General features: G+C 69.0%; 20 protein-coding genes, 1 tRNA gene and 1 riboswitch. Of the genes, 7 read left to right on the forward strand and 14 right to left on the reverse strand.

The annotated features are described in order from the left end of the window. From KOD61_RS03500 to thiS, 4 genes are read right to left on the reverse strand one after another with little or no spacing between them, the layout of a single operon-like run. Positions 1–1,839: an SLC13 family permease gene (locus KOD61_RS03500; RefSeq protein ID WP_215219675.1), complete on the reverse strand. Its 1,839-nt coding sequence runs from the start codon at positions 1,837–1,839 to the stop codon at positions 1–3. A gap of 12 nt (positions 1,840–1,851) precedes the next feature. Then, positions 1,852–2,625, reverse strand: a complete 774-nt coding sequence (gene trmB, locus KOD61_RS03505; protein ID WP_215219676.1) for a tRNA (guanosine(46)-N7)-methyltransferase TrmB — start codon at positions 2,623–2,625, stop codon at positions 1,852–1,854. Continuing rightward, positions 2,625–3,416, reverse strand: coding sequence for a thiazole synthase (locus KOD61_RS03510; RefSeq protein ID WP_215219677.1), 792 nt, complete (start codon positions 3,414–3,416; stop codon positions 2,625–2,627). Before KOD61_RS03510 ends, trmB begins: the two co-directional genes overlap by 1 nt. 22 nt (positions 3,417–3,438) lie before the next feature. Further along, a complete protein-coding gene (gene thiS / locus KOD61_RS03515) occupies positions 3,439–3,639 on the reverse strand; it encodes a sulfur carrier protein ThiS (RefSeq protein ID WP_215219678.1) in 201 nt (66 codons plus the stop codon). Positions 3,640–3,822: 183 nt separating this feature from the next. On the opposite strand from thiS, the gene KOD61_RS03520 reads away from it, so the two are divergent. From KOD61_RS03520 to KOD61_RS03545, 6 genes are all read left to right on the forward strand, one after another. Then, on the forward strand, positions 3,823–5,691 hold the full coding sequence (locus tag KOD61_RS03520) for an autotransporter domain-containing protein (RefSeq protein ID WP_215219679.1): 1,869 nt from the start codon (positions 3,823–3,825) through the stop codon (positions 5,689–5,691). A gap of 77 nt (positions 5,692–5,768) precedes the next feature. Further along, a tRNA-Gly gene (locus tag KOD61_RS03525) sits at positions 5,769–5,842 on the forward strand. A gap of 91 nt (positions 5,843–5,933) precedes the next feature. Beyond that, positions 5,934–6,419: an ATP-dependent zinc protease family protein gene (locus KOD61_RS03530; RefSeq protein WP_251370643.1), complete on the forward strand. Its 486-nt coding sequence runs from the start codon at positions 5,934–5,936 to the stop codon at positions 6,417–6,419. Beyond that, positions 6,416–7,327 (forward strand): 30S ribosomal protein S6--L-glutamate ligase, encoded by a 912-nt coding sequence (gene rimK, locus KOD61_RS03535; RefSeq protein WP_215219680.1) that lies wholly within the window; start codon positions 6,416–6,418, stop codon positions 7,325–7,327. Before KOD61_RS03530 ends, rimK begins: the two co-directional genes overlap by 4 nt. A 371-nt stretch (positions 7,328–7,698) precedes the next feature. Beyond that, the gene (locus KOD61_RS03540) at positions 7,699–8,382 is read left to right on the forward strand and encodes a response regulator transcription factor (protein WP_215219681.1); all 684 of its coding nucleotides are present in this window, start codon (positions 7,699–7,701) and stop codon (positions 8,380–8,382) included. Then, positions 8,369–9,724, forward strand: a complete 1,356-nt coding sequence (locus KOD61_RS03545; protein WP_251370644.1) for a sensor histidine kinase — start codon at positions 8,369–8,371, stop codon at positions 9,722–9,724. Before KOD61_RS03540 ends, KOD61_RS03545 begins: the two co-directional genes overlap by 14 nt. A gap of 16 nt (positions 9,725–9,740) precedes the next feature. On the opposite strand, the gene KOD61_RS03550 is transcribed toward KOD61_RS03545, so the two are convergent. The 6 genes from KOD61_RS03550 to metK form a co-directional block, all read right to left on the reverse strand. Beyond that, positions 9,741–10,658 carry a branched-chain amino acid transaminase gene (locus tag KOD61_RS03550; protein WP_215219683.1) on the reverse strand — a complete coding sequence of 306 codons (918 nt, stop codon included), beginning with the start codon at positions 10,656–10,658 and terminating at the stop codon, positions 9,741–9,743. A 54-nt stretch (positions 10,659–10,712) separates the two neighbouring features. Continuing rightward, complete coding sequence (locus KOD61_RS03555) at positions 10,713–11,369, reverse strand: DUF4124 domain-containing protein (RefSeq protein WP_215219684.1); 657 nt, start codon at positions 11,367–11,369, stop codon at positions 10,713–10,715. Positions 11,370–11,449: 80 nt separating this feature from the next. Beyond that, positions 11,450–12,079 (reverse strand): hypothetical protein, encoded by a 630-nt coding sequence (locus KOD61_RS03560; protein WP_215219685.1) that lies wholly within the window; start codon positions 12,077–12,079, stop codon positions 11,450–11,452. Between the two features lie 105 nt (positions 12,080–12,184). Then, a complete protein-coding gene (gene metF / locus KOD61_RS03565) occupies positions 12,185–13,009 on the reverse strand; it encodes a methylenetetrahydrofolate reductase [NAD(P)H] (protein WP_215219686.1) in 825 nt (274 codons plus the stop codon). A 137-nt stretch (positions 13,010–13,146) separates the two neighbouring features. Further along, a complete protein-coding gene (gene ahcY, locus KOD61_RS03570) occupies positions 13,147–14,595 on the reverse strand; it encodes an adenosylhomocysteinase (RefSeq protein WP_215219687.1) in 1,449 nt (482 codons plus the stop codon). A gap of 49 nt (positions 14,596–14,644) precedes the next feature. Further along, positions 14,645–14,726, reverse strand: a riboswitch (S-adenosyl-L-homocysteine riboswitch). A 55-nt stretch (positions 14,727–14,781) separates the two neighbouring features. Continuing rightward, positions 14,782–15,993: a methionine adenosyltransferase gene (gene metK / locus KOD61_RS03575; protein WP_215219688.1), complete on the reverse strand. Its 1,212-nt coding sequence runs from the start codon at positions 15,991–15,993 to the stop codon at positions 14,782–14,784. 137 nt (positions 15,994–16,130) lie between these two features. Here metK and KOD61_RS03580 point away from each other — a divergent pair, with 137 nt between their 5' ends. Beyond that, positions 16,131–17,201, forward strand: a complete 1,071-nt coding sequence (locus KOD61_RS03580) for a metal-dependent hydrolase (protein WP_215219689.1) — start codon at positions 16,131–16,133, stop codon at positions 17,199–17,201. Here the strand turns inward: KOD61_RS03580 and KOD61_RS03585 are convergent. From KOD61_RS03585 to KOD61_RS03600, 4 genes are read right to left on the reverse strand one after another with little or no spacing between them, the layout of a single operon-like run. After that, positions 17,195–18,028, reverse strand: a complete 834-nt coding sequence (locus KOD61_RS03585) for a class I SAM-dependent methyltransferase (RefSeq protein ID WP_215219690.1) — start codon at positions 18,026–18,028, stop codon at positions 17,195–17,197. The two genes, KOD61_RS03580 and KOD61_RS03585, sit on opposite strands and share 7 nt — an antisense overlap. Positions 18,029–18,047: 19 nt before the next feature. Beyond that, positions 18,048–19,046, reverse strand: coding sequence for a tRNA dihydrouridine synthase DusB (gene dusB / locus KOD61_RS03590; protein ID WP_215219691.1), 999 nt, complete (start codon positions 19,044–19,046; stop codon positions 18,048–18,050). A gap of 27 nt (positions 19,047–19,073) precedes the next feature. Continuing rightward, the gene (locus tag KOD61_RS03595) at positions 19,074–20,207 is read right to left on the reverse strand and encodes a PepSY-associated TM helix domain-containing protein (RefSeq protein WP_215219692.1); all 1,134 of its coding nucleotides are present in this window, start codon (positions 20,205–20,207) and stop codon (positions 19,074–19,076) included. 7 nt (positions 20,208–20,214) lie between these two features. Next, positions 20,215–22,320, reverse strand: coding sequence for a TonB-dependent receptor (locus KOD61_RS03600; RefSeq protein WP_215219693.1), 2,106 nt, complete (start codon positions 22,318–22,320; stop codon positions 20,215–20,217). Between the last annotated feature and the right edge of the window lie 80 nt (positions 22,321–22,400).

Here is a 22,400-nt window from a genome sequence, read left to right on the forward strand (position 1 = left end):
TCAGAACAACAGGTTCACCATCAGCACCGCGATCAGCGCGTAGGCCAGCGACAGCGGCGCACCCACCTTCCACAGCTCCTTGCCGGTGTAGCCCGCCGGCCCGGTGATCATCGAGATGACCGGGTTCGACGCGGTCATGAAGTTGTTGGACGCTGACAGTGCGACCACCAATGCGAAGGCGGTCGGGTTGCCGCCTGCGGCGAGGGCGATGTTGATCGCCAGCGGCACCATGACGATCGCCGCGCCGACATGGCTGATCACCAGCGAAAACGCGGTGGTCAGCAAACCCAGTGCGAGTTGCAGCAGCCAGCGCGGGGTGGCACCCGGCATCTGTTCGATCGTGTGGCCGGCCACCCAGGCCGCCGCGCCGCTGGAGTCCATCGCCCAGCCCAGCGGGATCAGGCAGGCCATCAGGAACACGGTCTTCCAGTTGATCGCCGAGTACGCCTCGTCGATGTGGATGACGCCGGCGATCAGCATGCCGGCAACGCCGGTCATCAGCGCGATCGACACCGGCAGCCGCGACGACAGCGCAAGCAGCATCGCCACGCCGAAGATGCCCAGCGCCAGCTTGAGCTTGTGCGGGCGCTGCTCGCCCTTGGGGTAGTCGGTGACCACCACCAGGTCCTTGCCCTTGGCCGCGTCGGCCAGGTCGGTCCAGATGCTGTGCAGTACCAGCATGTCGCCGGCGCGCAGGGGCACGTCGCGCACGTTCTCGCGCATGACCGTCTTGTCGCGGTTGACCGCCAGCAGGCTCAACCCGAGTTGCTTGCGCAACTGGAGGTCGCGCCCGGTCTTGCCGATGAACTTCGAGGTGGCCGGGATCACCGCCTCGGAGATGCCGGCGCGGCTCGGGTTGAACAGGTCGCCGAAGTTCCGCAGCCGCGTGCTCAGGCGGAGCATCTGGTTCTGCGCGAAATCGCCGACCTGGCGGCGCGAGCCCATGGCGCCGATCACGCTGCCGACCCAGATCCGGGCGTCCGCCGGTGGCGACAGCCGCGCCTCCTCCTTGGTCTTGAGCGCGAGGATCAGGGGCGCGTTGTGCAGCGCCTCGGCCTCGCCCAGCGACATCCCTACCAGCGGGCTGTCGGCGGTCACGGTCAGCTCGTAGACGTCGCCGTCGATGCCGTAGGCGTTGGCGAAGTAACTCTGGGTTCGCGCCGGGGTGACACCCTTGCCTTCCTCCTCGTGCAGCCGGCGGTTGCCGAAGAAACGGAAGTACAGCAGCGAGGTCGCCAGCAGCGCGGCGCCGATCGGCAGCGGCGCGAACATCTTCAGCGGCTCGATGGTGGCCGCGCCCGAGGGCAGGTTGCTGTTGGCCTGCAGCAACAGGTCGTTGAGCATGATCAGCGGCGAGTTGCCGACCATGGTCAGCGAACTGCCCATCACGATCGCGGTGGCCAGCGGCAGCAGCAGCCGCGGCAGGGTGAGCCCCGTGCGCGAGGACAACCGCGAGGCCACCGGCAGGTACAGCGCCATCACCGACGGGTTCTGCATCACCGACGAGTTGATGCCCGCGATCGCGCCGGTCAGCAGCAGCAATCGCTGCTCGACCCCGTGGGCGCGCCGCAGCAGCCAGCCGGCCAGGCGGTTGAGCGCGCCGGTGCGGTCCAGCCCGGCGCCCAGGATCATCGTCGCGATGATGCTCATGACCGCGTTTGAGGAGAAGCCGTTGAAGATCTCCTCCGGTGCGACCAGCCCCGAGAGGCCCAGCAGCACCAGCACGACCAGCGCGACCACGTCGGCGCGGATGCGCTCGAACAGGAACATCACCATCGTGAAGCCCACCAGCCCGAGGACGAGCTTCATGTCGGTGGTGAGCGTCAGCGCGGTTTCCATGCCCGGGGTCGGCTACTCGTCTTGGGTCGGCGACTCCTGGGGAGCGGTCGCGGACGGCTTGTCGTACAGCAGGTCCCAGACACCGTGGCCCAGTTTCTGGCCGCGCGTCTCGAAATGCGTCTGCGGGCGCCATTCCGGCCGCGGTACCGAACCGCGCGGACCGGCGCGGTTTGCGATGCCTGCGGTTGCGTCGAGCACATCCCACATCTGCTCGGCATAGTCCTGCCAATCGGTGGCGAGGTGCAAGCGCCCGCCGGGCGCGAGCTTGCGCACCAGCAGCGCGGCGAACGCGGGCTGGACCAGCCGGCGCTTGTTGTGCCGCTTCTTGTGCCATGGATCCGGGAAGTAGATGCGGACCTCGTCGAGGCTGGCGTCGGCGACCTCGTTGTCGAGCACCTCGACCGCGTCGTGGTGGTAGACCCGCACGTTGGCGGCGTCGTCGGCGGCCAGTGCGTTGAGCAGACGGCCGACGCCGGGGGCGTGCACCTCGATACCGATCAGGTCGCGCGCCTTGTCGTGCTGCGCGGCGAAGCGCAGCGCCTCGCCGTTGCCGAACCCGATCTCCAGCACGCGCGGCACACTGCGGCCGAAGATCGCGTCGTAATCGCGCGGCTGGCCCTCGTAGTCGATGCCGTAGCGCGCCCATTGCTGGTCGAATGCGCGCTGCTGCGCCGGGGTGAACCGGCCCTGGCGCAGCACGAAGCTGCGCACCTGGCGGTGGCCCTGGGTGACGGTGAACGGCTTGGGCGGAGCGGTCCTGCCGGACGGGTGTTCGCTGTCGCCCATCAGCCGATCAGGCCGTCCACCGGGCTGGACGCGCTGGCGAAGCGCTTGCGCGGGATGCGGCCTGCACGGAAGGCGGCGCGGCCGGCCTCGACCGCCAGCTTCATCGCGTGCGCCATCAGGACCGGGTCCTTCGCGCCGGCGATCGCGGTGTTCATCAGCACCCCGTCGCAGCCCAGCTCCATCGCGATGGCCGCGTCGGAGGCGGTGCCGACGCCGGCGTCGACGATGATCGGCACCTTGGCGTTCTCGACGATCTCGATCAGGTTCCACTTGTTCTGGATGCCCAGCCCGGAGCCGATCGGCGCGGCCAGCGGCATCACCGCGACGCAGCCGATCTCCTCCAGCCGCCTGGCCAGCAGCGGGTCGTCGGAGGTGTAGACCATCACGTCGAAGCCGTCGGCCACCAGGGTCTCGGCGGCTGCCAGGGTCTGCACCACATCGGGGTACAGCGTGCGCTGGTCGCCGAGTACCTCGAGCTTGACCAGGTTGTGGCCGTCCAGCAGTTCGCGCGCGAGCCGGCACGTGCGCACGGCGTCGTCGGCGGTGTAGCAGCCGGCGGTGTTGGGCAGGATGGTGAACCGGTCCGGCGGCAGCACGTCGAGCAGGTTCGGCTCGCCGGGGTTCTGGCCGATGTTGCTGCGGCGGATCGCGACGGTGACGATCTCCGCGCCGGCGGCCTCGGTGGCGCGGCGGGTTTCGTCCAGGTCCCTGAACTTGCCGGTGCCGGTGAGCAGGCGCGAGGCGTAGGTCTTGCCCGCGATGACGAGGGAATCGTTGGGAGCGTTGGTCATCCGGGGATTATCGCACCGCGGCTCAGCCACCGCCGAGCGCGTGCACGATCTCGACCCGGTCGCCATCGGCCAGCGCGTGCTCCCCGTGGCGGCTGCGGGGGACGATCGCGCCGTTGACCTCCACCGCGACCCGGCGCTCGGCCAAGTGCTCGGCCACGAGCAGGGCGGTGACGGTCAGCGGGGTCGGGAAGGTGCGGGGTTCGCCATTGAGGGTGATGTCCATCCGCGCATTGTCCCGCGACCGGTGCGCGCGGGCCAGCGGGGTGGTGGTCCAGCCTGCGCCGTGCGGGATAGGCCACGCCCGGCAGGACCGACGGCGCTTGTCGGGCGCCCGGGGCCGTGATTGGATGCAGGCCATTCGCCGGCGCATGTCGCGCCGGCTTGCCGCCACCGCAGGAGCACCCCGATGAAACCAGCCCGCACCCTACTCGCCGTCGCCCTTGCACTGGCGGCCGCACCGGCTTTCGCCCAGGTCAGCCCGGCAGCCAACGATTCGCCGTATTCGCAGACGGTGTTCTTCGGCGACAGCCTGACCGATTCGGGGCACTTCCGGCCGGCGCTGGTGCAGGTGGCCGGTCCGCAGGCGGCGATCCTGGGTCGGTTCACCACCAACCCGTGGCTGGTCTGGTCTGAATACCTGGCCGACTTCTACGGCACCGGCGCCGCCTCCGACAACCAGGGCGGTAGCAATTACGCGGTCGGTGGCGCGCGCGCCGGCGAGGACAGCTCGGCGACGCTGGCGCCCGGCTTCACGCTGCCGGTGCCGTCCATGACGACCCAGGTGGCCAACTACCTGGCCGCGACCGGCGGTGTCGCCGACCCGAACGCGCTTTACACGGTCTGGGGCGGCAACAACGATGTGTTTGCGGCGGTCGCGACGGCCGCGGCCGGTGGCAACCCGGCGCCGGTGATCGGCGCCGCGGTGGCGGCCGAGGTCACCGCGGTCGGCACGCTGCAGGCGGCCGGCGCGCAGTACGTGCTGGTGCCGACCATCCCCGACATCGGCCTGACCCCCGGCTTCCGTGCGCAAGGCCCGGCGGCGCAGGCGGCCGGCACCCAGCTGTCGGCCGCCTATAACGACGCATTGTTCGATGCTTTCGCCCAAGCCGGACTGCGGGTGATCCCGCTGGACACCTTCCATCTGTTCCAGGAAGTCGCGGCCGATCCGGCGGCGTTCGGTTTCAGCAACATCACCGGCACCGCGTGCCAGCCGCAGATCACCTCGCAGTCGCTGACGTGCAACCCCAACACCTATGTCACCCCCGGCGCCACCACCAGCTACGCGTTCGCCGACGGCGTGCACCCCTCCGGTGGCGCGCACGAGGTGATTGCCGACTACGCGGTGTCGGTGCTGGAAGCGCCACGCCAGGTGGCGGTCCTGCCGAACTCGGCGGCGATGACCGGCCGCGCGCGGGCGGACCGCGTCGCCGCGCAGCTGGCGGTGCCGGCCGGGGGCGAGGGCGCGCGCTGGTGGGCCGACGTGCGCGGCGACTTCCAGCGCTACGACCACGGCCGCGTGTACGACGGTGCCGGCCCGGCGCTGACCGTCGGCGTCGACTGGCGCCGTGGCGCGCTGACCTTCGGTGCATTCGGTGGCTACGGCCAGCAGCAGCATGACTGGGGCAACCGTGGCGGCAGTTTCGACCAGAGCGAGGCGAGCGTCGGCGCGTACCTGGCATGGATGTCCGAGGCGGGCGGCTGGATCAACGCGCAGGCCAGCTTCAGCCAGCTGGGCTTCGACATCGAGCGCAACGCCAACCTCGGCCAGGCGACCCGCGTGCACCACGCCGACGTCGACGGCGACAACATGAGCGTCGGCCTCAACGCCGGCTGGGAGTTCGGCGACGGCGCCGTCCGCCACGGCCCGGTGATCGGCGTGCTGGCCCAGCAGATCGACATCGACGGGTTTGCCGAGAGCGAACCGGCACTGTCTACCTCGCTGGCTTATCCGGAGCAGACCTTCGACTCGATGATCGCGAGCGCCGGTTGGCAGGTGCGTTACGACGGCGGCCACTTCCAGCCTTACGCGCGCCTGACCGTCGACCGGGAGCTCGAGGACTATCCGGAGCAGGCGTTCGCGCGGCTGCAGTCGATGCCCGGCACGACCGATTACGCGGTGCCCGGCGTGGCGTTCGACGACAACTACGGCAGCCTGATGTTCGGCGCGCGCACGCAGCTGTTCGGCCTGGACGCCAACCTTGGCAGCAGCCTCACGGTCAACCAGACCGGCGGACACCACGCGACGGTGTTCGCGACCGTCGGCAGCCGGTTCTGAGGGCCGCTACCCGCCGGCGCGCGATCGCCGGCGGGTGCTTCCTGTCGCGCCCCCGCTGGCTGTAGACTTCCGCCCATGCGGGTGTAGTTCAATGGTAGAACTTCAGCTTCCCAAGCTGATAGCGTGGGTTCGATTCCCATCACCCGCTCCAAATTCCACGGCGGCCCCGCTCTCAGGACGGGGTCGCCGTTTTCGTTCCGGCCCCCGGCACCGCCGGTCCCAGCCCGCCGCGGAGGCGACAGATGTCGATGCCATCGAAAGTCGTGCTGGGCTGGCGCGAGTGGGTGGCGCTGCCCACGCTGGGCGTGGGGGCGATCCGCGCCAAGATCGACAGCGGGGCGCGCAGCTCGGCGCTGCACGTGGATGACCAGTGGCGCTTCAGCGAGCGCGGCGCCCCGTGGGTGGGATTCCGGCTGACCCCGGCGCATGCAGGGGAGGCGATCGAGTGCACGGCGCCGGTGGTCGACGAGCGCACCGTGGTCGACTCGGGCGGGCACGGCACCCTGAGGGTCTTCATCCGTACCACGTTGCGCGTGGCCGGGGTCGAGCGCGAGATCGACATCAACCTGACCCGGCGCCACGGCATGGCGTTCCCGATGCTGCTGGGCCGCACCGCGATGGTGAAAGCCTTCACGGTCGATCCGGCACGCTCGTTCCTGCACGGCCGCGCCGGACCTCCGGTGCGCCTCCACGTTGTTTCCCCCGACCCTGCCCGGCCGCACCCATGAAGCTCGCGATCCTGTCGCGCAACACCAAGCTGTACTCCACCCGGCGCCTGGTCGAGGCGGCCCGCGAGCAGGGCCACACGGTCCGTACGCTGGACCCGCTGCGCTGCTACATGCGCATCGCCAGCGACGGGTTCGCGATGCACTACAAGGGGCAGTCGATCTCCGGCTACCACGCGGTCATCCCACGCATCGGCGCCTCGGTTACGCGCTACGGCACCGCGGTGCTGCGCCAGTTCGAGCTGATGGGCAGCTTCACTCCCAACTCCTCCGACGCGATCCTGCGCGCACGCGACAAGCTGCGCAGCCACCAGTTGCTGGCCGCGCAGGGGATCGGCATGCCGGCCACGGTCTTTGGCGACAACCCGGACGACACCGCTGACCTGCTGTCGATGCTCGGCCCGCCACCGCATGTCATCAAGCTCAACGAGGGCACCCAGGGCGCCGGGGTGATGCTGACCGAGAAGCTGTCGGCGTCGAAGGGCGTCATCGAGGCCCTGCGGGGGCTGTATGCGCAGTTCCTGGTGCAGGAATTCATCCCCGAGGCCAAGGGCGCCGACCTGCGTTGTTTCGTCGTGGGCGGCAAGGTGGTTGCAGCGATGAAACGCCAAGCCCCCAAGGGTGACTTCCGCTCCAACCTGCATCGTGGCGGAAGCGCCCGTGGCGCCAAGGCGACCCTGGCGGAGCAGGATGCCGCCATCCGTGCCGCGCGCGTGCTGGGCCTGGGGGTTGCGGGCGTCGACCTGATCCGCTCCAACCGGGGGCCGCTGGTGCTGGAGGTCAACGCGTCGCCGGGACTGGAGGGGATCGAGGACGCGACCGGTGTGGACGTGGCCGGCGCGATCGTGGAGTACGTGGCCGAACGCCACCGGCGACGGATGTCCAAGCGTGCAGCTGCGAAAGACAAGTAATTGATTTTGCATGCAATGTGCCACCATCCGGGGGCGGGTCGACGCCGCTTAACGGCCCTTTAATCGCCCCGGGGGTAGCCTTCTCCAAACCGCAGCTTTGCCCGTCACCGGTGTCGATGGCACAGCCACCCAAACCGGGAAGCCCGCAGGTCGCGGTATCGGGGCAACACCCTTTGACCCAGGCGCGGTGGCTCCGCGCCTGGGTTTTTTATCGCGCGTGTTGCATTGCCGACGGTTCCATCACGCGGCGCCGGGGCATGCTGCTGCGGCGCGCGCTCTGGCAGAATCCGTTGGATCGTCGACGTTGCGCCCCTCACACCCATGCCCGATCGACCGCTCCCGGCCGGCCGGGCAACGAACCGGAAGGCACGATGCGCATTCTCGTCATTGAAGACAACCAGGACATTGCCGCCAATCTGGGCGACTTCCTCGAAGACCGCGGCCACACCGTCGATTTCGCCGCCGACGGCATCACCGGCCTGCACCTGGCGGTCGTCCATGACTTCGATGCGATCGTCCTCGACCTCAACCTGCCCGGGCTCGACGGCCTGGAGGTCTGCCGGAAGCTGCGCAACGAGGCGCGCAAGCAGACCCCGGTGCTCATGCTGACCGCACGTGACAGCCTGGACAACAAGCTGGCGGGCTTCGAGTCGGGCGCCGACGACTACCTGATCAAGCCGTTCGCGCTGCAGGAGGTGGAGGTCCGGCTCAACGCGCTGTCGCGCCGCGGCCGCGGGGTGCAGACCCGCGTGCTCAACGCCGCCGACCTCGAATACAACCTCGACACACTGGAGGTGCGCCGGCAGGGCAAGCTGCTGCAGCTCAACCCGACCGCGCTGAAGATCCTGCAGGCGCTGATGGAAGCGTCGCCGGCGGTGGTCACCCGGCAGGAGCTGGAAACCCGGGTCTGGGGCGAGGAATTGCCCGACTCCGACTCGCTGCGCGTGCACATCCATGGCCTGCGCGCCGTGGTCGACAAGCCGTTCGAGACCAACCTGATCCAGACCCGCCATGGCATCGGTTACCGGATCGCCGAGCTCGATGGCGGAACCTGAGGCAGCCGAGGGCGCGACGCCGTCGGCCCGTCGGGGGAAGCGCTACCGGCGGCAGCTGCGCAGCCGCATCATTCTCGCGTTCGTGCTGCTGGGCTTCGGCCTGACGGCGTTGTTCGCGTGGGCGACCAACTGGACCCGCAGCCGAGTCGAGAACCAGCTGGTCGAGGAGATGATGAATCGCAACATCTCCGAGGCGGCGCGCCAGTTCGAACTCGACCCTGCCAACCCCGAGTTTCCAGTCGATCAGATCCGTGCGTTCGTCTACACGCCCGACAAGTTCGACTCGGTCAGGGTGAACCGTCCCGAGTGGTACGGGTTGTCTGATGGGATCGTCGGCATGACCGGCGTGGATCCCGAGACCGGCGAGGAGTTCGCCTACAAGCTCGCGGTGCGCAAGACCCCCGAGGCCTGGTTCTACCTGGCCTACGACATGACGCAGACGGTGCGCGCCGAGCAGCAGTTCAACCGGGCCATCTACGGCTCGGTGTTCCTGTTCACCCTGCTGTCGCTGCTGGTCGGCTGGTGGGCCGCGTCACGCGTGATGAGTCCGGTGTCGGAACTGGCGCTGCGGCTCAAGCAGTCGGGGCGAAGTTCCGAGCCGGAGTCGCTGGCGGCGCATTTTCCCGACGATGAGGTCGGCCAGCTGGCCGAGGCGCTGGACGACTATGCCGCGCGGCTGACCGAAGTGGTGCAGCGCGACCGCGAGTTCAATGCCGACGTCAGCCACGAATTGCGCACGCCGCTGTCGGTGATCAAGGGCGCGGCAGAGCTGCTGCTGTCGCGCCCGGACATCGACGACAAGACCCGTGCCCGCGTGCATCGCATCCAGCGCGCCGAGCAGCAGTGCACCGACCTGATCAGCGCGTTGCTGCTACTGTCACGCAACGAGCGTGGCCACGGCGCCACGGACGTGGCGAAGATCGCCGAGCAGCTGCTCGACGTGCACCGCACCCAGGTCGTCGGCAAGTCGCTCGAGCTGCGGATGGAGGGCGAGCGCGGCCTGGTCGTGGACGCGCCCGAAGCCGCGGTGGCGGTCGCGCTCGGCAACCTGATCGGCAACGCGGTCAAGTACACGCTCGAAGGCGAGGTGGTGGTGCGACTGCTGCCGCGCGCGGTGGAGGTGGTCGACTCGGGCCCCGGCCTGAGCGAGGAGGATGCCGCCCAGCTGTTCCAGCGTGGTTATCGCGGCACCCACGCGGGGCATACCCAGGGCGGCGGCATCGGACTGTCGATCGTGCGTCGGCTGTGCGACCTCTACGGCTGGGACGTGCGGGTCCGGCCTGGCGAGGTACGGGGGGTGGTTGCGACCTTGACCTTCGACCGCGCGGGAGCCGGTGGCTGAGCCGGCCCGCGCACGCTCAGGCGTCCAGCGGTTCCAACCAGCGATGGCGGTCGGGCGTGGAACCGTCGAACAATCCGAAGAACAATTCCTGCAGCCGGCGCGTCACCGGGCCGGGCTTGCCGGCGCCGACCTGTCGACCATCGACCGAACGGATCGGGGTGATCTCGGCCGCGGTGCCGCACATGAACAGCTCGTCGCACAGGTACAGGTATTCGCGCGGCAGGTCCCGCTCGACCACCTCGATGCCGGCGTCGCGCGCCAGCCGGATGAGCGAGTCGCGGGTGATGCCGTTGAGGAGCGCGGCGCTCACCGGCGTCGTGTGCAGGGTGCCGTTGAAGACGAGGAACAGGTTTTCGCCGGCGCCTTCCGACAACAGTCCCGTCGAGGCCAGCGCGATGCCTTCGCCAAAGCCCAGCCGGCGCGCCTCGCGGGCGACGAGCTGGCCCGACAGGTAGTTGCCGCCGGCCTTTGCACCGGCCGGGATGGTGTTGGGGGCAAACCGCTGCCAGCTGGACACGCAGGCGTCGATGCCGGTTTCCAGCGCCCCCGGCCCGAGGTAGGGGCCCATGAACCACGCGCCCACCGACATTTCGACCGGCGTATCGGCCGACAGCCCGAAACCCCCGAGGCCGCGGAACGCGAACGGGCGCAGGTAGGCGCGGGTCAGGCCATTGCGGCGGACCACCTCGCGGCAGGCCGCGTTGATCTCGTCCAGCCCGTAGGGCATCGGCATTTCATAGATCCGCGCCGAGGCGTAGAGCCGGGTGTTGTGGTCGGTCAGACGGAAGATCGCCGGGCCGGACGGAGTCTCGTAACAACGGATGCCTTCGAACACCGACGAGCCGTAATGGAGCGCGTGCGCCATCACGTGGGTCGTTGCTTCTTCCCAGCGCTTGATCGCGCCGTTGTGCCAGATCCATTCGGGGTACTGCATGCCGGTCTTCCGCGGGAGGTCGGGTCATTGTGCCCGCAGCCCGCCGCGGAGTGCTCAGCCCCGGATCCAGAGGCAGCCGAAATGCTCGTGCAACTGGAACACGGTCTCGGCCGGCGTGGTGCCATCCTCGAGGGTCTGCACCAGCCGGAGGGCGACCGGCCGCGCCGGCGGCGCGTGGTAGTCCAGCGGATCAGGCGGCAGCGTGGCTACCTCGGCCGCGGCAGTGTCGATTGCCGGCGGTGCAGTCGAAGTCCGGCCGTCCGCCGAGGGGATCGCGGCATGGGCCAGCTGCACGCCGCTCCACGACTCCGCGCGCGCCGGCAGCACCGGCACGATGTCCACCAGTGGACGCCGGACCACTTCGTCGAGGCGGTCCATCGTCGAATACCCGTTGCGACCCGACATGCCCGCCCAGTGGTAGACGTTGGCCAACCGGTTGGCATCGCGCGCATCGATCGCCGTCGACATCTCGAACATGAGGTCCTGCAGGTTCCGCGCGCAGCCGCCGCGGTAGACCCGCCGGTTGCCGGGCAGGGTGGAAGAGGCGGGTCGCTCCACCGCGCCGACGCTGGCGCAGGCCCGGTCGGTGTAGACAGGAGTGCCGTCCGGTTGGACGCACGCGCGGGTCTGCGCCGACGCCGGAGATGCCGTCAGCAGGGCGGGAGGTGCCAGCAATGTCGCCAGCAGCAGGGACAGGAAGATGCGGGTCATCCCCGGAGCCTACCCCGGTGTGAAGGCCGGGTGAAAGGGACTCTGTCGGTTTTGCGGGGACAGGTCGCGTTTTGGCGCACTCAGAACCGGACGAAATAGCAACCCTGGTAGCGCTGGACTTTCAGGTCCTGGACCCGCTGGCTGCCGCCCTGTTCGAACACCAGTTGCATGATGCCGACACTGCCGTCGGCCACGCTGCCGGAGGCGTCGGCGTAGAGGCCGCCGCCGATGCGGGCGTCGAAGAACCTGGTATCCCAGAGCATCTGGTCGGAGAGACGCCCGAGACGTTCCATGACCGACTGGGCCTGGTCATTCCCGAGGCCCACCCAGTGGTAGCTCTCGGCGATACGGTTGACATCGCCCAGCCCCCACGAGCCGTGCAGGTCCATTGCCAGCTGGGTGGGCGAACGGGCGCAGCCGCTGGCCGCCGAGCGGCGTGCGGTGACCGCTGGGCGTGGACCATTGGGTGCGATCAGGGACGAGCTGTCGCTGTCCGCGGAACCACCATCGAACACCAGGCGGTTGACCAGCTCGCCCGACATCGGCGCCGCTTCCGCGCCAAACGCGGCGCAGGCCTTGTCGGTGTAGATCGCTGTTCCATCCGGCGCCAGGCAGCGCTGGATGCCGGCACTCTGCGCCGGCGCGTTGCACGGCATCGCCGAGGCGGCCAGCACGGCGGCGGCCAGGGCACTGAAGGGGAGTCTGTTCATGGCGGCGGGGCACTGCGGGGGTGACCGCCATGCTCCGCCGGGTATCGTCAACGCCTTGTGGCAGAAGGGCTTGCGGGCTGAACCGCTTGCCAACCCGCGCTGAACTCAACCCAACCGGGACAGTACGTTCAGCGTCGGTTTCGCCAGGTTCAACGTGTAGAAGTGCAGCGCCGGCGCGCCGCCATCCACCAGCCGGCGGCACAGCTGGGCGACCACTTCCGCGCCGAACTCACGGACGCTGGTGGAATCGTCGCCATAGGACTGCATGCGTTGGGCGATCCAGCGCGGGATCTCGGCGCCGCACATGTCCGAAAACCGCCGGATCTGGCTGAAGTTCGAGATCGGCATGATCCCCGGCACGACCGGGATTTCGACACCGGCCGCGCGGATGTCGTCGACAAAGCGGAAGTACGCATCGGCGTTGTAGAAGTACTGGGTGATCGCCCCGTTGGCGCCCGCGCGCACCTTGCGGACGAAGTGCTCCAGGTCGGCACGCGAGTCGCGCGCCTGCGGGTGCATCTCGGGGTAGGCGGCCACTTCGATGTGGAAGTGGTCACCGGTTTCGGCGCGGATGAACTCGACCAGCTCGCTCGCGTAGCGCAGGTCGCCCGGGCTGACCATGCCCGACGGCAGGTCGCCCCGCAGCGTCACCAGGCGCTTGGCGCCGAGCGCGCGGTAGAGCTTCAGCAGGCCGCGGATCTCCTCCCTCGAGCCGCCCATGCACGTGATGTGTGGCGCCGCGTCGTAGCCGTGCTGGCCACGCAGGCGCTGGATCGACTCGGGCGTGTGGCTGAGGGTGGAGCCGCCGGCGCCGAAGGTCACGCTGACGTAGTCGGGCGCGTGGTCGCGCAGCCGCGCCGCGGTGCGGTCCAGCTGCGAACGCTGCTCCTCGGTCTTGGGCGGATAGAACTCGAAGCTGATGGGGACCATGGGCGGGCGCCGACGATTGGATCGACGCAATATATCGCTTCATCGGGATGAATGGAAATGGGTCGGCGACCACATGACTGGCGCAAACAAAAACGGGCGCCGAAGCGCCCGTTTCCATGGATCCCTGTTCCGCCGACTCAGTAGCGGTAGTGGTCCGGCTTGTACGGCCCCTCGACCGCGACGCCGAGGTACTTCGCCTGCTCGTCGGTCAGCGTGGTGAGCTTCACGCCGATCTTCTCCAGGTGCAGGCGCGCAACTTCCTCGTCGAGCCGCTTCGGCAGCAGGTACACCTGCTTGCCGTAGCTCTCCTTGTTGGCCCACAGGTCGATCTGGGCGAGCGTCTGGTTGGCGAACGAGTTCGACATCACGAAGCTGGGATGGCCGGTCGCGCAACCCAGGTTGACCAGTCGGCCTTCGGCGAGCAGGAAGATCGAGTTGCCGTTGGCGAAGGTGAACTTGTCGACCTGCGGCTTGATGTTGGTCCGGGCCACGTCCTTCAGGGCGTACAGCGCATCGACCTGGATCTCGTTGTCGAAGTGGCCGATGTTGCAGACGATGGCCTGGTCCTTCATCGCCTGCATGTGCTGCACGGTGATGATGTCCTTGTTGCCGGTGGTGGTGACATAGATGTCGCCGCGGCCCAGGGTGCTTTCGATGGTGTTGACCTCGAAGCCTTCCATCGCCGCCTGCAGCGCGCAGATCGGGTCGATCTCGGTGACCACTACGCGCGCGCCGTAGGCACGCATCGACGCCGCGCAGCCCTTGCCGACGTCGCCGTAGCCACACACCACCACGACCTTGCCGGCGAGCATCACATCCATCGCACGCTTGAGGCCGTCGGCCAGCGACTCGCGGCAGCCGTACAGGTTGTCGAACTTGGACTTGGTGACCGAGTCGTTGACGTTGATCGCCGGGATCAGCAGCTTGCCCTGCTCGGCGAGCTGGTACAGGCGGTGGACGCCGGTGGTGGTCTCCTCGGAGACACCCTTCCAGTCACGCACGACGGTGGTCCAGAAACCGCGGCGCTCGGTGTGCACGCGCTTGAGCAGGTTCTTGATGACCTGCTCCTCGTGGCTGCCCGAGGCGCTGTTGACCCAGGACTCGTCGCCCTGTTCGAGCTCATAGCCCTTGTGGATCAACAGGGTCACGTCGCCACCGTCGTCGACCACCAGCTGCGGTCCGAGGTAGCCGCCGTTGCCATCGGGGAAGCTCAGCGCCTCCAGGGTGCAGTCCCAGTACTCCTCCAGCGTCTCGCCCTTCCAGGCGAACACCGGGGTGCCGGTGGCGGCGATGGCCGCGGCGGCGTGGTCCTGGGTCGAGAAGATATTGCACGATGCCCAGCGCACGTCGCCGCCGATGTCCTTGAGCGTCTCGATCAGGACCGCGGTCTGGATGGTCATGTGCAGCGAGCCGGTCACGCGCACGCCCTTGAGCGGGGCCTCGGACGCGTACTTGCGGCGGATCGACATCAGGCCAGGCATCTCGTGCTCGGCGATGTCGATTTCCTTGCGGCCGTAGTCGGCCAGCGAGATGTCGGCGATCTTGTAGTCGCCATCCATCGAAAAGGTCTTGGTTACAGCGTTCATGGATGAAGCTCCGGTCATGGCCCCGGTCCGTTGCGGTGGGGCGGTTGAAAGCAACCGGGCGCCGTTCTGGGTGGACCCCGCCGAGCCTGGCCGCGCTCTTCAGCGTCGCGGTCGCAGCGCCCCTCGGCGGGACAGGGATGGGATTCTATCGCGGCCCTCCCCGGACGAGGAGGGCCGTGTGGCGCCTTACTTCAGCTTGGCGGCCTTGCGCAGCTCTTCGGCGCGGTCCGTCCTCTCCCACGAGAATGCGGTCGCGTTGTGGGTGACGCCGGCCGAGTCGGTGTAGCTCAGCTCCTTCGGCTTGCGGCCGAAGTGGCCGTACGCGGCGGTCGACTGGTACACCGGGTGCACCAGGTCGAGCATCTTGATGATGCCGTACGGGCGCAGGTCGAAGTGCTTGCGGATCAGCTTCTCGATCTGCTCGTCGGGGATGCGACCGGTGCCGAACGTGGTGACGGAGATCGAGGTCGGCTCGGCGACGCCGATGGCGTAGCTGACCTGCACTTCGCAACGGTCGGCCAGGCCGGCGGCAACCACGTTCTTGGCGACGTAGCGCGCGGCGTAGGCGGCCGAGCGGTCAACCTTGGACGGATCCTTGCCGGAGAACGCACCACCGCCGTGGCGGGCCCAGCCACCGTAGGTGTCGACGATGATCTTGCGGCCGGTCAGGCCGCAGTCGCCCACCGGGCCGCCGATCTCGAACTTGCCGGTCGGGTTGATGTGGAACTTGGTGCCCTTGTGCAGCCACTTGGCCGGCAGCACGGGCTTGAGGATCTCCTCGCGCACCGCCTCGATCAGGTCCTTCTGCTTGATGCCCGGGGCGTGCTGGGTCGACAGCACCACCGCGTCGATGGCGGTTGCCTTGCCACCCTCGTAGCGCAGAGTCACCTGGCTCTTGGCGTCCGGGCGCAGCCACGGCAGCGGCGAGTTGCGCTTCTTGCGGATCCTGGCCTGCTGCTCGACCAGCCGGTGCGAAAGGTGGATCGCGGCCGGCATGTAGCTTTCGGTCTCGTTGGTGGCGTAGCCGAACATCAGGCCCTGGTCGCCAGCGCCCATCTCCTCGGGCTTGCGGCGGTCCACGCCCTGCGCGATGTGCGGGCTCTGCTTGCCGATGAGGTTGAGCACGCCGCAGGTCGCGCCGTCGAAGCCGACGTCGCTGGAGTCATACCCGATGTCGAGGATCACCTTGCGCGTCAGCGCCTCCAGGTCGATCCAGGCGCTGGTGGTGATCTCGCCGGCGACGATCGCCACGCCGGTCTTGACCATGGTCTCGCAGGCTACGCGGGCGCGCTTGTCCTGGGTCAGGATCGCGTCGAGCACGGCATCGGAGATCTGGTCGGCGATCTTGTCCGGGTGCCCTTCGGACACGGACTCGGAGGTGAAGAGGTAGCTCGACATCGGCGCTATATCCTTGCATTCGGATAAAAGGATGGGCGCGAATCATACAGAGTCCGCCCGCACCGCGCATTGTGCCCGCTCGGGGGTATGCCTGCGGTTAAGGTGCCGCGGCTGTCCAGGCGACGTAGCATTCGCCGATGGACTCCATCACCCAGATCCTGCTCGGTGGCGCGGTCGCCGCCGCCATCGCGCCGGCCGGGCACCGCCGCGCAGCGCTGCTGGCGGGCGCGGCGCTGGGCACGCTGCCCGACCTCGACGTGCTGCCGATCAGCCTGCTGACCGACAACCCGGTCGAGCGCATGACCTGGCACCGCGGCGTCAGCCACTCGCTGTTGGTGCTGCCGTTCGTCGCGTGGGCGATATGGACCTGGTGCCGGAGCCGTGGCGGGCGGGTGGCGCAGGCGCCGCGCCGGTGGTTCTGGGCGATCCAGCTGGCGCTGCTGACCCACCCGCTGCTGGATGCCTTCACTGTCTACGGCACGCAACTGCTGTGGCCGTTCGCGGCACGGCCGGCGATGTGGTCCAGCGTGTTCATCATCGACCCGCTGTACACGGTGTGGCTGCTGGTAGGCGTTGGGGTGGCGGCGATCGCCGGCGAGCGGCGGATCAGCCAGCAGGTGCTGGTCGGCGGGCTCGTGCTCAGCACGATGTACCTGGGCGCCTCGCAGGTGGCCAAGTGGCAGGTCGAGCGGGTGGCGGCGGATTCGCTGGCGGCGATGAACCTGGCGGACGCGCCGCGCTTCTCGGTGCCGACCCCGTTCAACATCCTGCTCTGGCGGGTCGTGGCGATGACGCCGGAGGGCTTCGTCGAGGGCGAGCGCTCACTGGTCGCCGACCGGGGGGCGATGCACTTCCGCGAGTACCGGACCGACGTGAAGGCGCTCGCGGCCGTGTACGAGTATCCGGCGGTGCAGCGGCTGACCTGGTTCAACCGCGGCTTCATGAAGGCCGAGCGGCGCGATGGCGAGCTGGTGCTGAGCGACCTGCGGATGGGGTCGGAACCGGACTATTCGTTCCGCTTCGTGGTCGCCCGCGATGACGGCGCGGGCTGGCGCGAGGTGCCGCCGCGCCAGTTGCAGTGGCCGTGGCAGGCGAGCCGGCGGCTGTCGGCGATGTGGCAGCGCATCTGGACCCCGAACGGGATGCTCGAACCGGCCAGGCCGGCCGGCGACACCGAGCCGCAGTCCACCGTCCGGGCCGATCAGTAGACGACGGCGCGTGCCTGCACGAACGAGAAGAAGAACACCGCGTTCGGGTCGTTCTGCACTTGGCGCATCTCCGCGCGCACGCCCTCGACCACTTCGGGGGTGACCTTGCCAGCCGCGACCAGCTGGTCGGCCGCCGAGAGCAACAGCTCCTCCCAGAAGGCGATCATGGTCTTGCGGCGCGCCGGCTCGCGGTTGTCGAAGTGGAAGGTCTTCACTTCGGTGGTGACGTCGTGGAAGCCACCGGCCAGCAGCAGGTTGCCGAGCTTGGCGCCGACGAACGGGTCACCGCCACTGTCGATCTGGAAGTCGTTGAACGCCATCCAGTAGCGCCAGGTGTTGGGCGAGTACGGGTCGAGCAGGAACGAGGCATTCATGACCTCGGTGACGTACACGACCGAACCGGGCTGCAGCACCCGGCGGACTTCGCTGAGCGCACGCGCCGGCGCCGGCACATGCTCGAGTACCCAGCACAGGAAGGCGGCGTCGAAGCTGCGTGGCTCGAACGGCAGGTCGGTCGCATCGGCCTCGTGCAGTGCGTAGCGGCCGTCCAGCCACGGCCGGCTGCCGAGGTTCTGGCGGGCGGCGGCGACCTGCGCGGTGTTGAGATCGACGCAGGTCACGTGCAGGTCGGGGAAGCGGCGCAGCAGGATCTCGGTCTGGGCACCCACGCCGCTGCCGACCTCGAGCAGGCGGGTCGCGCCGGCGTAGTCGATGTTGCGGAAGATCGTGGATTCGGCGAGCCGCGCCTGCTTCATCAGGCGCGCCTGCTCGGTCGGCGAGAAGCCGTGCAGGTAGGGGAAGTCGGTAGCGGTGCAGGAGTCGGTCATGTCGGTTCCACGGCGCCGCTCAGGCGGCAACGGGCAGGTCGGGGGCGACGCCCGCGACGAGGGCATCGAAGTAGTCGGCGGTCAGGCGCAATTGTGCGTCGGCGGTCTCGGCGCGGTTGACCACCGCGCGGAACGCGGCGTTCTCGGGGCGGTCCCTGGCGTACCAGCCCAGATGCTTGCGGGCGATGCGCACACCGGACGGTTCGCCGTAGAAATCGTGCAGGTGGCGCAGGTGGCCGAGCAGGATGTCGCGGACCTCGGCCAGCGACGGCTCCGGTAGTCCGGTGCCGGTGTCGAGGTAATGGGCGATCTCCCGGAAGATCCACGGCCGTCCCTGCGCGGCGCGGCCGACCAGCACCGCGTCGCAGCCGGTGTAATCCAGTACCTCGCGGGCCTTGCGCGGGGAGTCGACATCGCCGTTGGCCATCACCGGGATCGACAGTGCCGCCTTGACCTCGGCGATCGTGTCGTACTCGGCCAGGCCTTTGTATTGCTGGTCGCGCGTGCGGCCATGCACCGCGAGCGCGGCGATGCCGGCCGCCTCGGCAATCCGGGCGATCTCCAGCGCGTTGCGGTGGCCGGCGGCCCAGCCGGTGCGGATCTTCAGCGTCACCGGCACGTCGACCGCGTTGACCACGGCATCGAGGATGTCGGCGACCAGCGCCGGTTCGCGCATCAGCGCCGAGCCTGCCCAGGCGTTGCAGACCTTCTTGGCCGGGCAGCCCATGTTGATGTCGATGATCTGCGCGCCGTTGTCGACGTTGTGGCGGGCGGCGTCGGCCATGACTTGCGGGACGGTCCCGGCGATCTGCACGCTGACCGGCGCCGGCTCGCCGGCGTGGTCCATCCGGTGGCGCGACTTGGCGGTGCCCCAGAAGCGCGGGTCGGACGTGGTCATCTCCGACACGCACAGACCGGCGCCTAGGCGCTTGCACAGCACCCGGAAGGGCTTGTCGGTGACGCCCGCCATCGGCGCGAGGACCACCGCGGGCTCAATGGTGTGGGGACCGATCCGCATCCGCGCAGTTTACCGGCCCGGGATGTATCAGCGCTTGCCCCGGCGCCGGCGCCAGAACAGGAAACCGGTCACCAGCAGGAAGGCCGGCAACAGGCCGGCGGCTACGGTCGCCCATCGGTAGGCGGGCCCGCCGACGGAACCGATGTGCAGCGGGTAGATCGCCTCGGTCATGCGGGCGCCGGGGCGCTGGCCGGTGGCGTCGTGCACCGCCAGCACGCGCGTGCCGGCGCGGTTCACATGGACCAGGCTTCGGCCGTTGGGATGCCATTCGCCGGCGTTGCGCGCACGGAACGACACCACGTCGGATCCGGGCTCGGGGGCGCCGGTGCGGGTCAGGCGCGCATCGGGCAGGGCGGTTCCCGCCAGCGCGAGCACGCGCGACCAGTCGATCGGGCGGTCGGCGTCCAGCGCGAGTTCGGGCGGCGTGGGCATGGCATCACCACCGAACGCGCCGGTCAGCACCGCGCGGAACCCGGCGTGGTAGATCATGCCGACGCCGGTCAGCGTGGCCAGCAACAGTAGCGGCAACAACAGCACCCCGCTGCTGCGGTGCCAGGTCAGCCAGCGGCGCACCGGCGGGCCGCGGTGCATCCTGAGTTGCGCGAGCAGCCGCCCGGCCTTGGGCCACCACAGGTACAGCCCGGTCAGCAGCAGCCCGACCGCGATCCAGCCGACGATGCCGAGCAACTCCTTGCCCAGCGCGCCGCCTAGCAGTTCGATATGGAAGTCGTGCAGCCACAAGAGCCAGTCGTCGTCGGTGCTGCGCATCAGCAGCAGGTCGCCGGTGGCCGGATCGAAGTAGCCGCGCCGGCCATCGCCGAAGTAGCCCTGCCACGTCGGCACGCCGTCGGGTTCGGGCAGGTGGACGCTGCCGAGGCCTTCGGGCGACCACTGATCGAAGATGCGCGCCAACACGGCGCCGTCGGCCCGCGGTTCGTGCCCGGCAAGCTGCGGGTGCTGCCATTGCAGCATGTCGTCATGGAGGACCAGCACGCTGCCCGACAGCCCCACCAGCGCGAACACGGTGCCCGCCAGCAGGCCGACCCACAGATGCAGCCACGAGAGCATCGCGCGCAGCCTGTGCCGCACCGCGACCGCCTTCGCCGCAGGGGCGGGGGCGGGGCTGGCGGGGGTCACCGGAAGGCTGGCGCGGGTCTGCATCGGACGCTCAGAAGCGGTGCGACCAGCTCGCGCTGAACACCCGGCCGCGGCCGGCGAAGTAGTCCTCGTCGCTTGGGCGGATCTGCGAGCTGTAGTGGATGTACTGGCGGTCCAACACGTTCTCGATGCCCACTGCCAGCGTGCCCACCGGAAGGCCGACGTTGGCCTGCAGGTCGAAGGTGGTGTAGCCCTCGAACCGGCTGTCGACGACGCCGCGGGTCTCGAACGCGCGGTCCTCCGAATGGCTGGCCTGCACACGAGTGGACAGGCCCGGCAGCCACTGGTGCTGCCAGTAGGCGGTCATCCGGTCCGGCGAGATGTTGGCGCCGGGCAGGTCGCTGTCGAGGACGCCGTCGGCGTTGCTGTCGTAGTGGCCGTCGGCCTGCGCGTAGGCCAGGCCGACGCGCGCGGCATCGTTGACCCGGAAGCCGACGCTGCCCTCGAAGCCCTCGATCTCCGTCGCCTCGCGCTTGACCTCGTAACTGCCGGTGGCGGTGTTGAATGCAAGCCGCGACCCGAAGTCGGAATCCGAACGATAGGCCGCCAGGTGGACCAGCCAGCGGCCATCGTCGTAGTCGAGGCCAACCTCGCGGTTGTCGGCGATCACAGGCGTCAGCGACACCAGGGTGTCGACGCTCTGGCCGGGTTCGTCGACCGCGCGCAGCACCCGGCCGATGTCGGCGACGCTGTAGCCCTCCGCGTACGAGGCGTAGAAGCTCAGCGCGGCGGTGGCTTCCCAGACCACGCCGAAGTTGGGCAGGGTTTCGCTGAAGTCGGGGCTGCCGCCCTGCACCGACTGCGCGCCGTACTGCGGCAGGGTCACGAAGTCGTCGACCTCGAGTTTGGCCCGCTCGTGGCGGACGCCACCGGTGAACAGCAGCGGGCCGAGGCGGTACTCGGCCTGCAGCAGCGGCGAGAGGCTCTGGTACGTGGTCGGCGGCACCCAGCCCAGGTCGCTGGCCAGCTGGCGTTGTTCGGTGGTGTCGCGGATGAGGTCCAGCCCCAGCGTCAGCCGGAGCGGCAGGTCGGCGATGTATCCGCGCGTCCAGGTGAACTTGCCACCGAGCTTCTCGGCATTGATCTGCGACTGGTCGTACCAGACCTCGTCGCTCCCGGTGTTGAAGAAGTCGACATAGGCGTTGCTGCCGTAACGGCCTTCGAAACGGGTCCAGAACAGCTGGCCTTGGAACTGGCCGCCCGCGAGGTCGTGGTCGCGGTAGTCCAGGCTGGCCGAGCGGGAGTCGTTACGCGGAGGCTCCAAGGGCTGGTCACCGCGCGTGGCGGTGGCCGGAACGCCGAGCCGGTAGTCGCCGTCGACCACGGCGTAGTGGCCTTCGCCTTCCAGCCGATAATGGCTGGCGGTCAGCTGGAGCCGCCGCTGGTCGTCGATCGCCCAGCCCGCCTTCGCGAACAGATTGCGGCTATTGGCGTCCATCAGGTCGCCCTGCACCGGCTCGGGCGCGATCGGATTGCCGTCGGCATCGTAGTACAGGCCTTCCTGCGCGTAGGAGAGGCCACCCACGAAGTCGAGTGCACCCTGCGCGGTGCCGAAGAGGTACGAAGCGCGATAGCCGGCGCCGTCGTCCTCGCGGGGCATCGCGGTGTTCGCGCCGATGGTGACCTCATGGAAGCGCGCGCCATCCTCGCGGGGCGCCCGCTTGGTGATGATGTTGATGATGCCGCCCGATGCGCCGATGCCTTGCAGGGCGTTGGCCCCGTGGATCACCTCGATGCGCTCGATCATCGCCGGGTCGATGGTGTGCGCGTCGCGCGAGCCGTCGCGCAGTGGGGTCGACTGCGGCACGCCGTCGACCATGTAGAGCGGCTGCCGCCCGCGCACCGACTCGCCGGCACTCGTCATTTTCTGGCGCGAGGGCGCGAATGCCGGGATGAGGTTCGCGAGCACCTGCGACAGGTCCTGGGTTACGGCCAGCTGTTGCTGCAGCTCCGCCTCGTCGATCACCGTGATCGTGTTGGGCAGCGCCGCCTCGGAGTTGGGGATTCGGCTGGTGCTGGCCGAGACGACCACGCGATCGAGGTCGGTTGCGTCCTGGGCGAGGACGGCCGGGCTGGCCGCGAGCAGGAGGGCCGAGACGAGGAGGGTGCGGGACATAAGGGATCCGGGGAAACGCGAGCGGGGCATGGTAATGGGAATCAGTCCCATTTACGAACCCGAGCTCACAGTCCGACGCC

Source organism: Lysobacter luteus, from assembly GCF_907164845.1.
GTDB lineage: Bacteria > Pseudomonadota > Gammaproteobacteria > Xanthomonadales > Xanthomonadaceae > Novilysobacter > Novilysobacter luteus.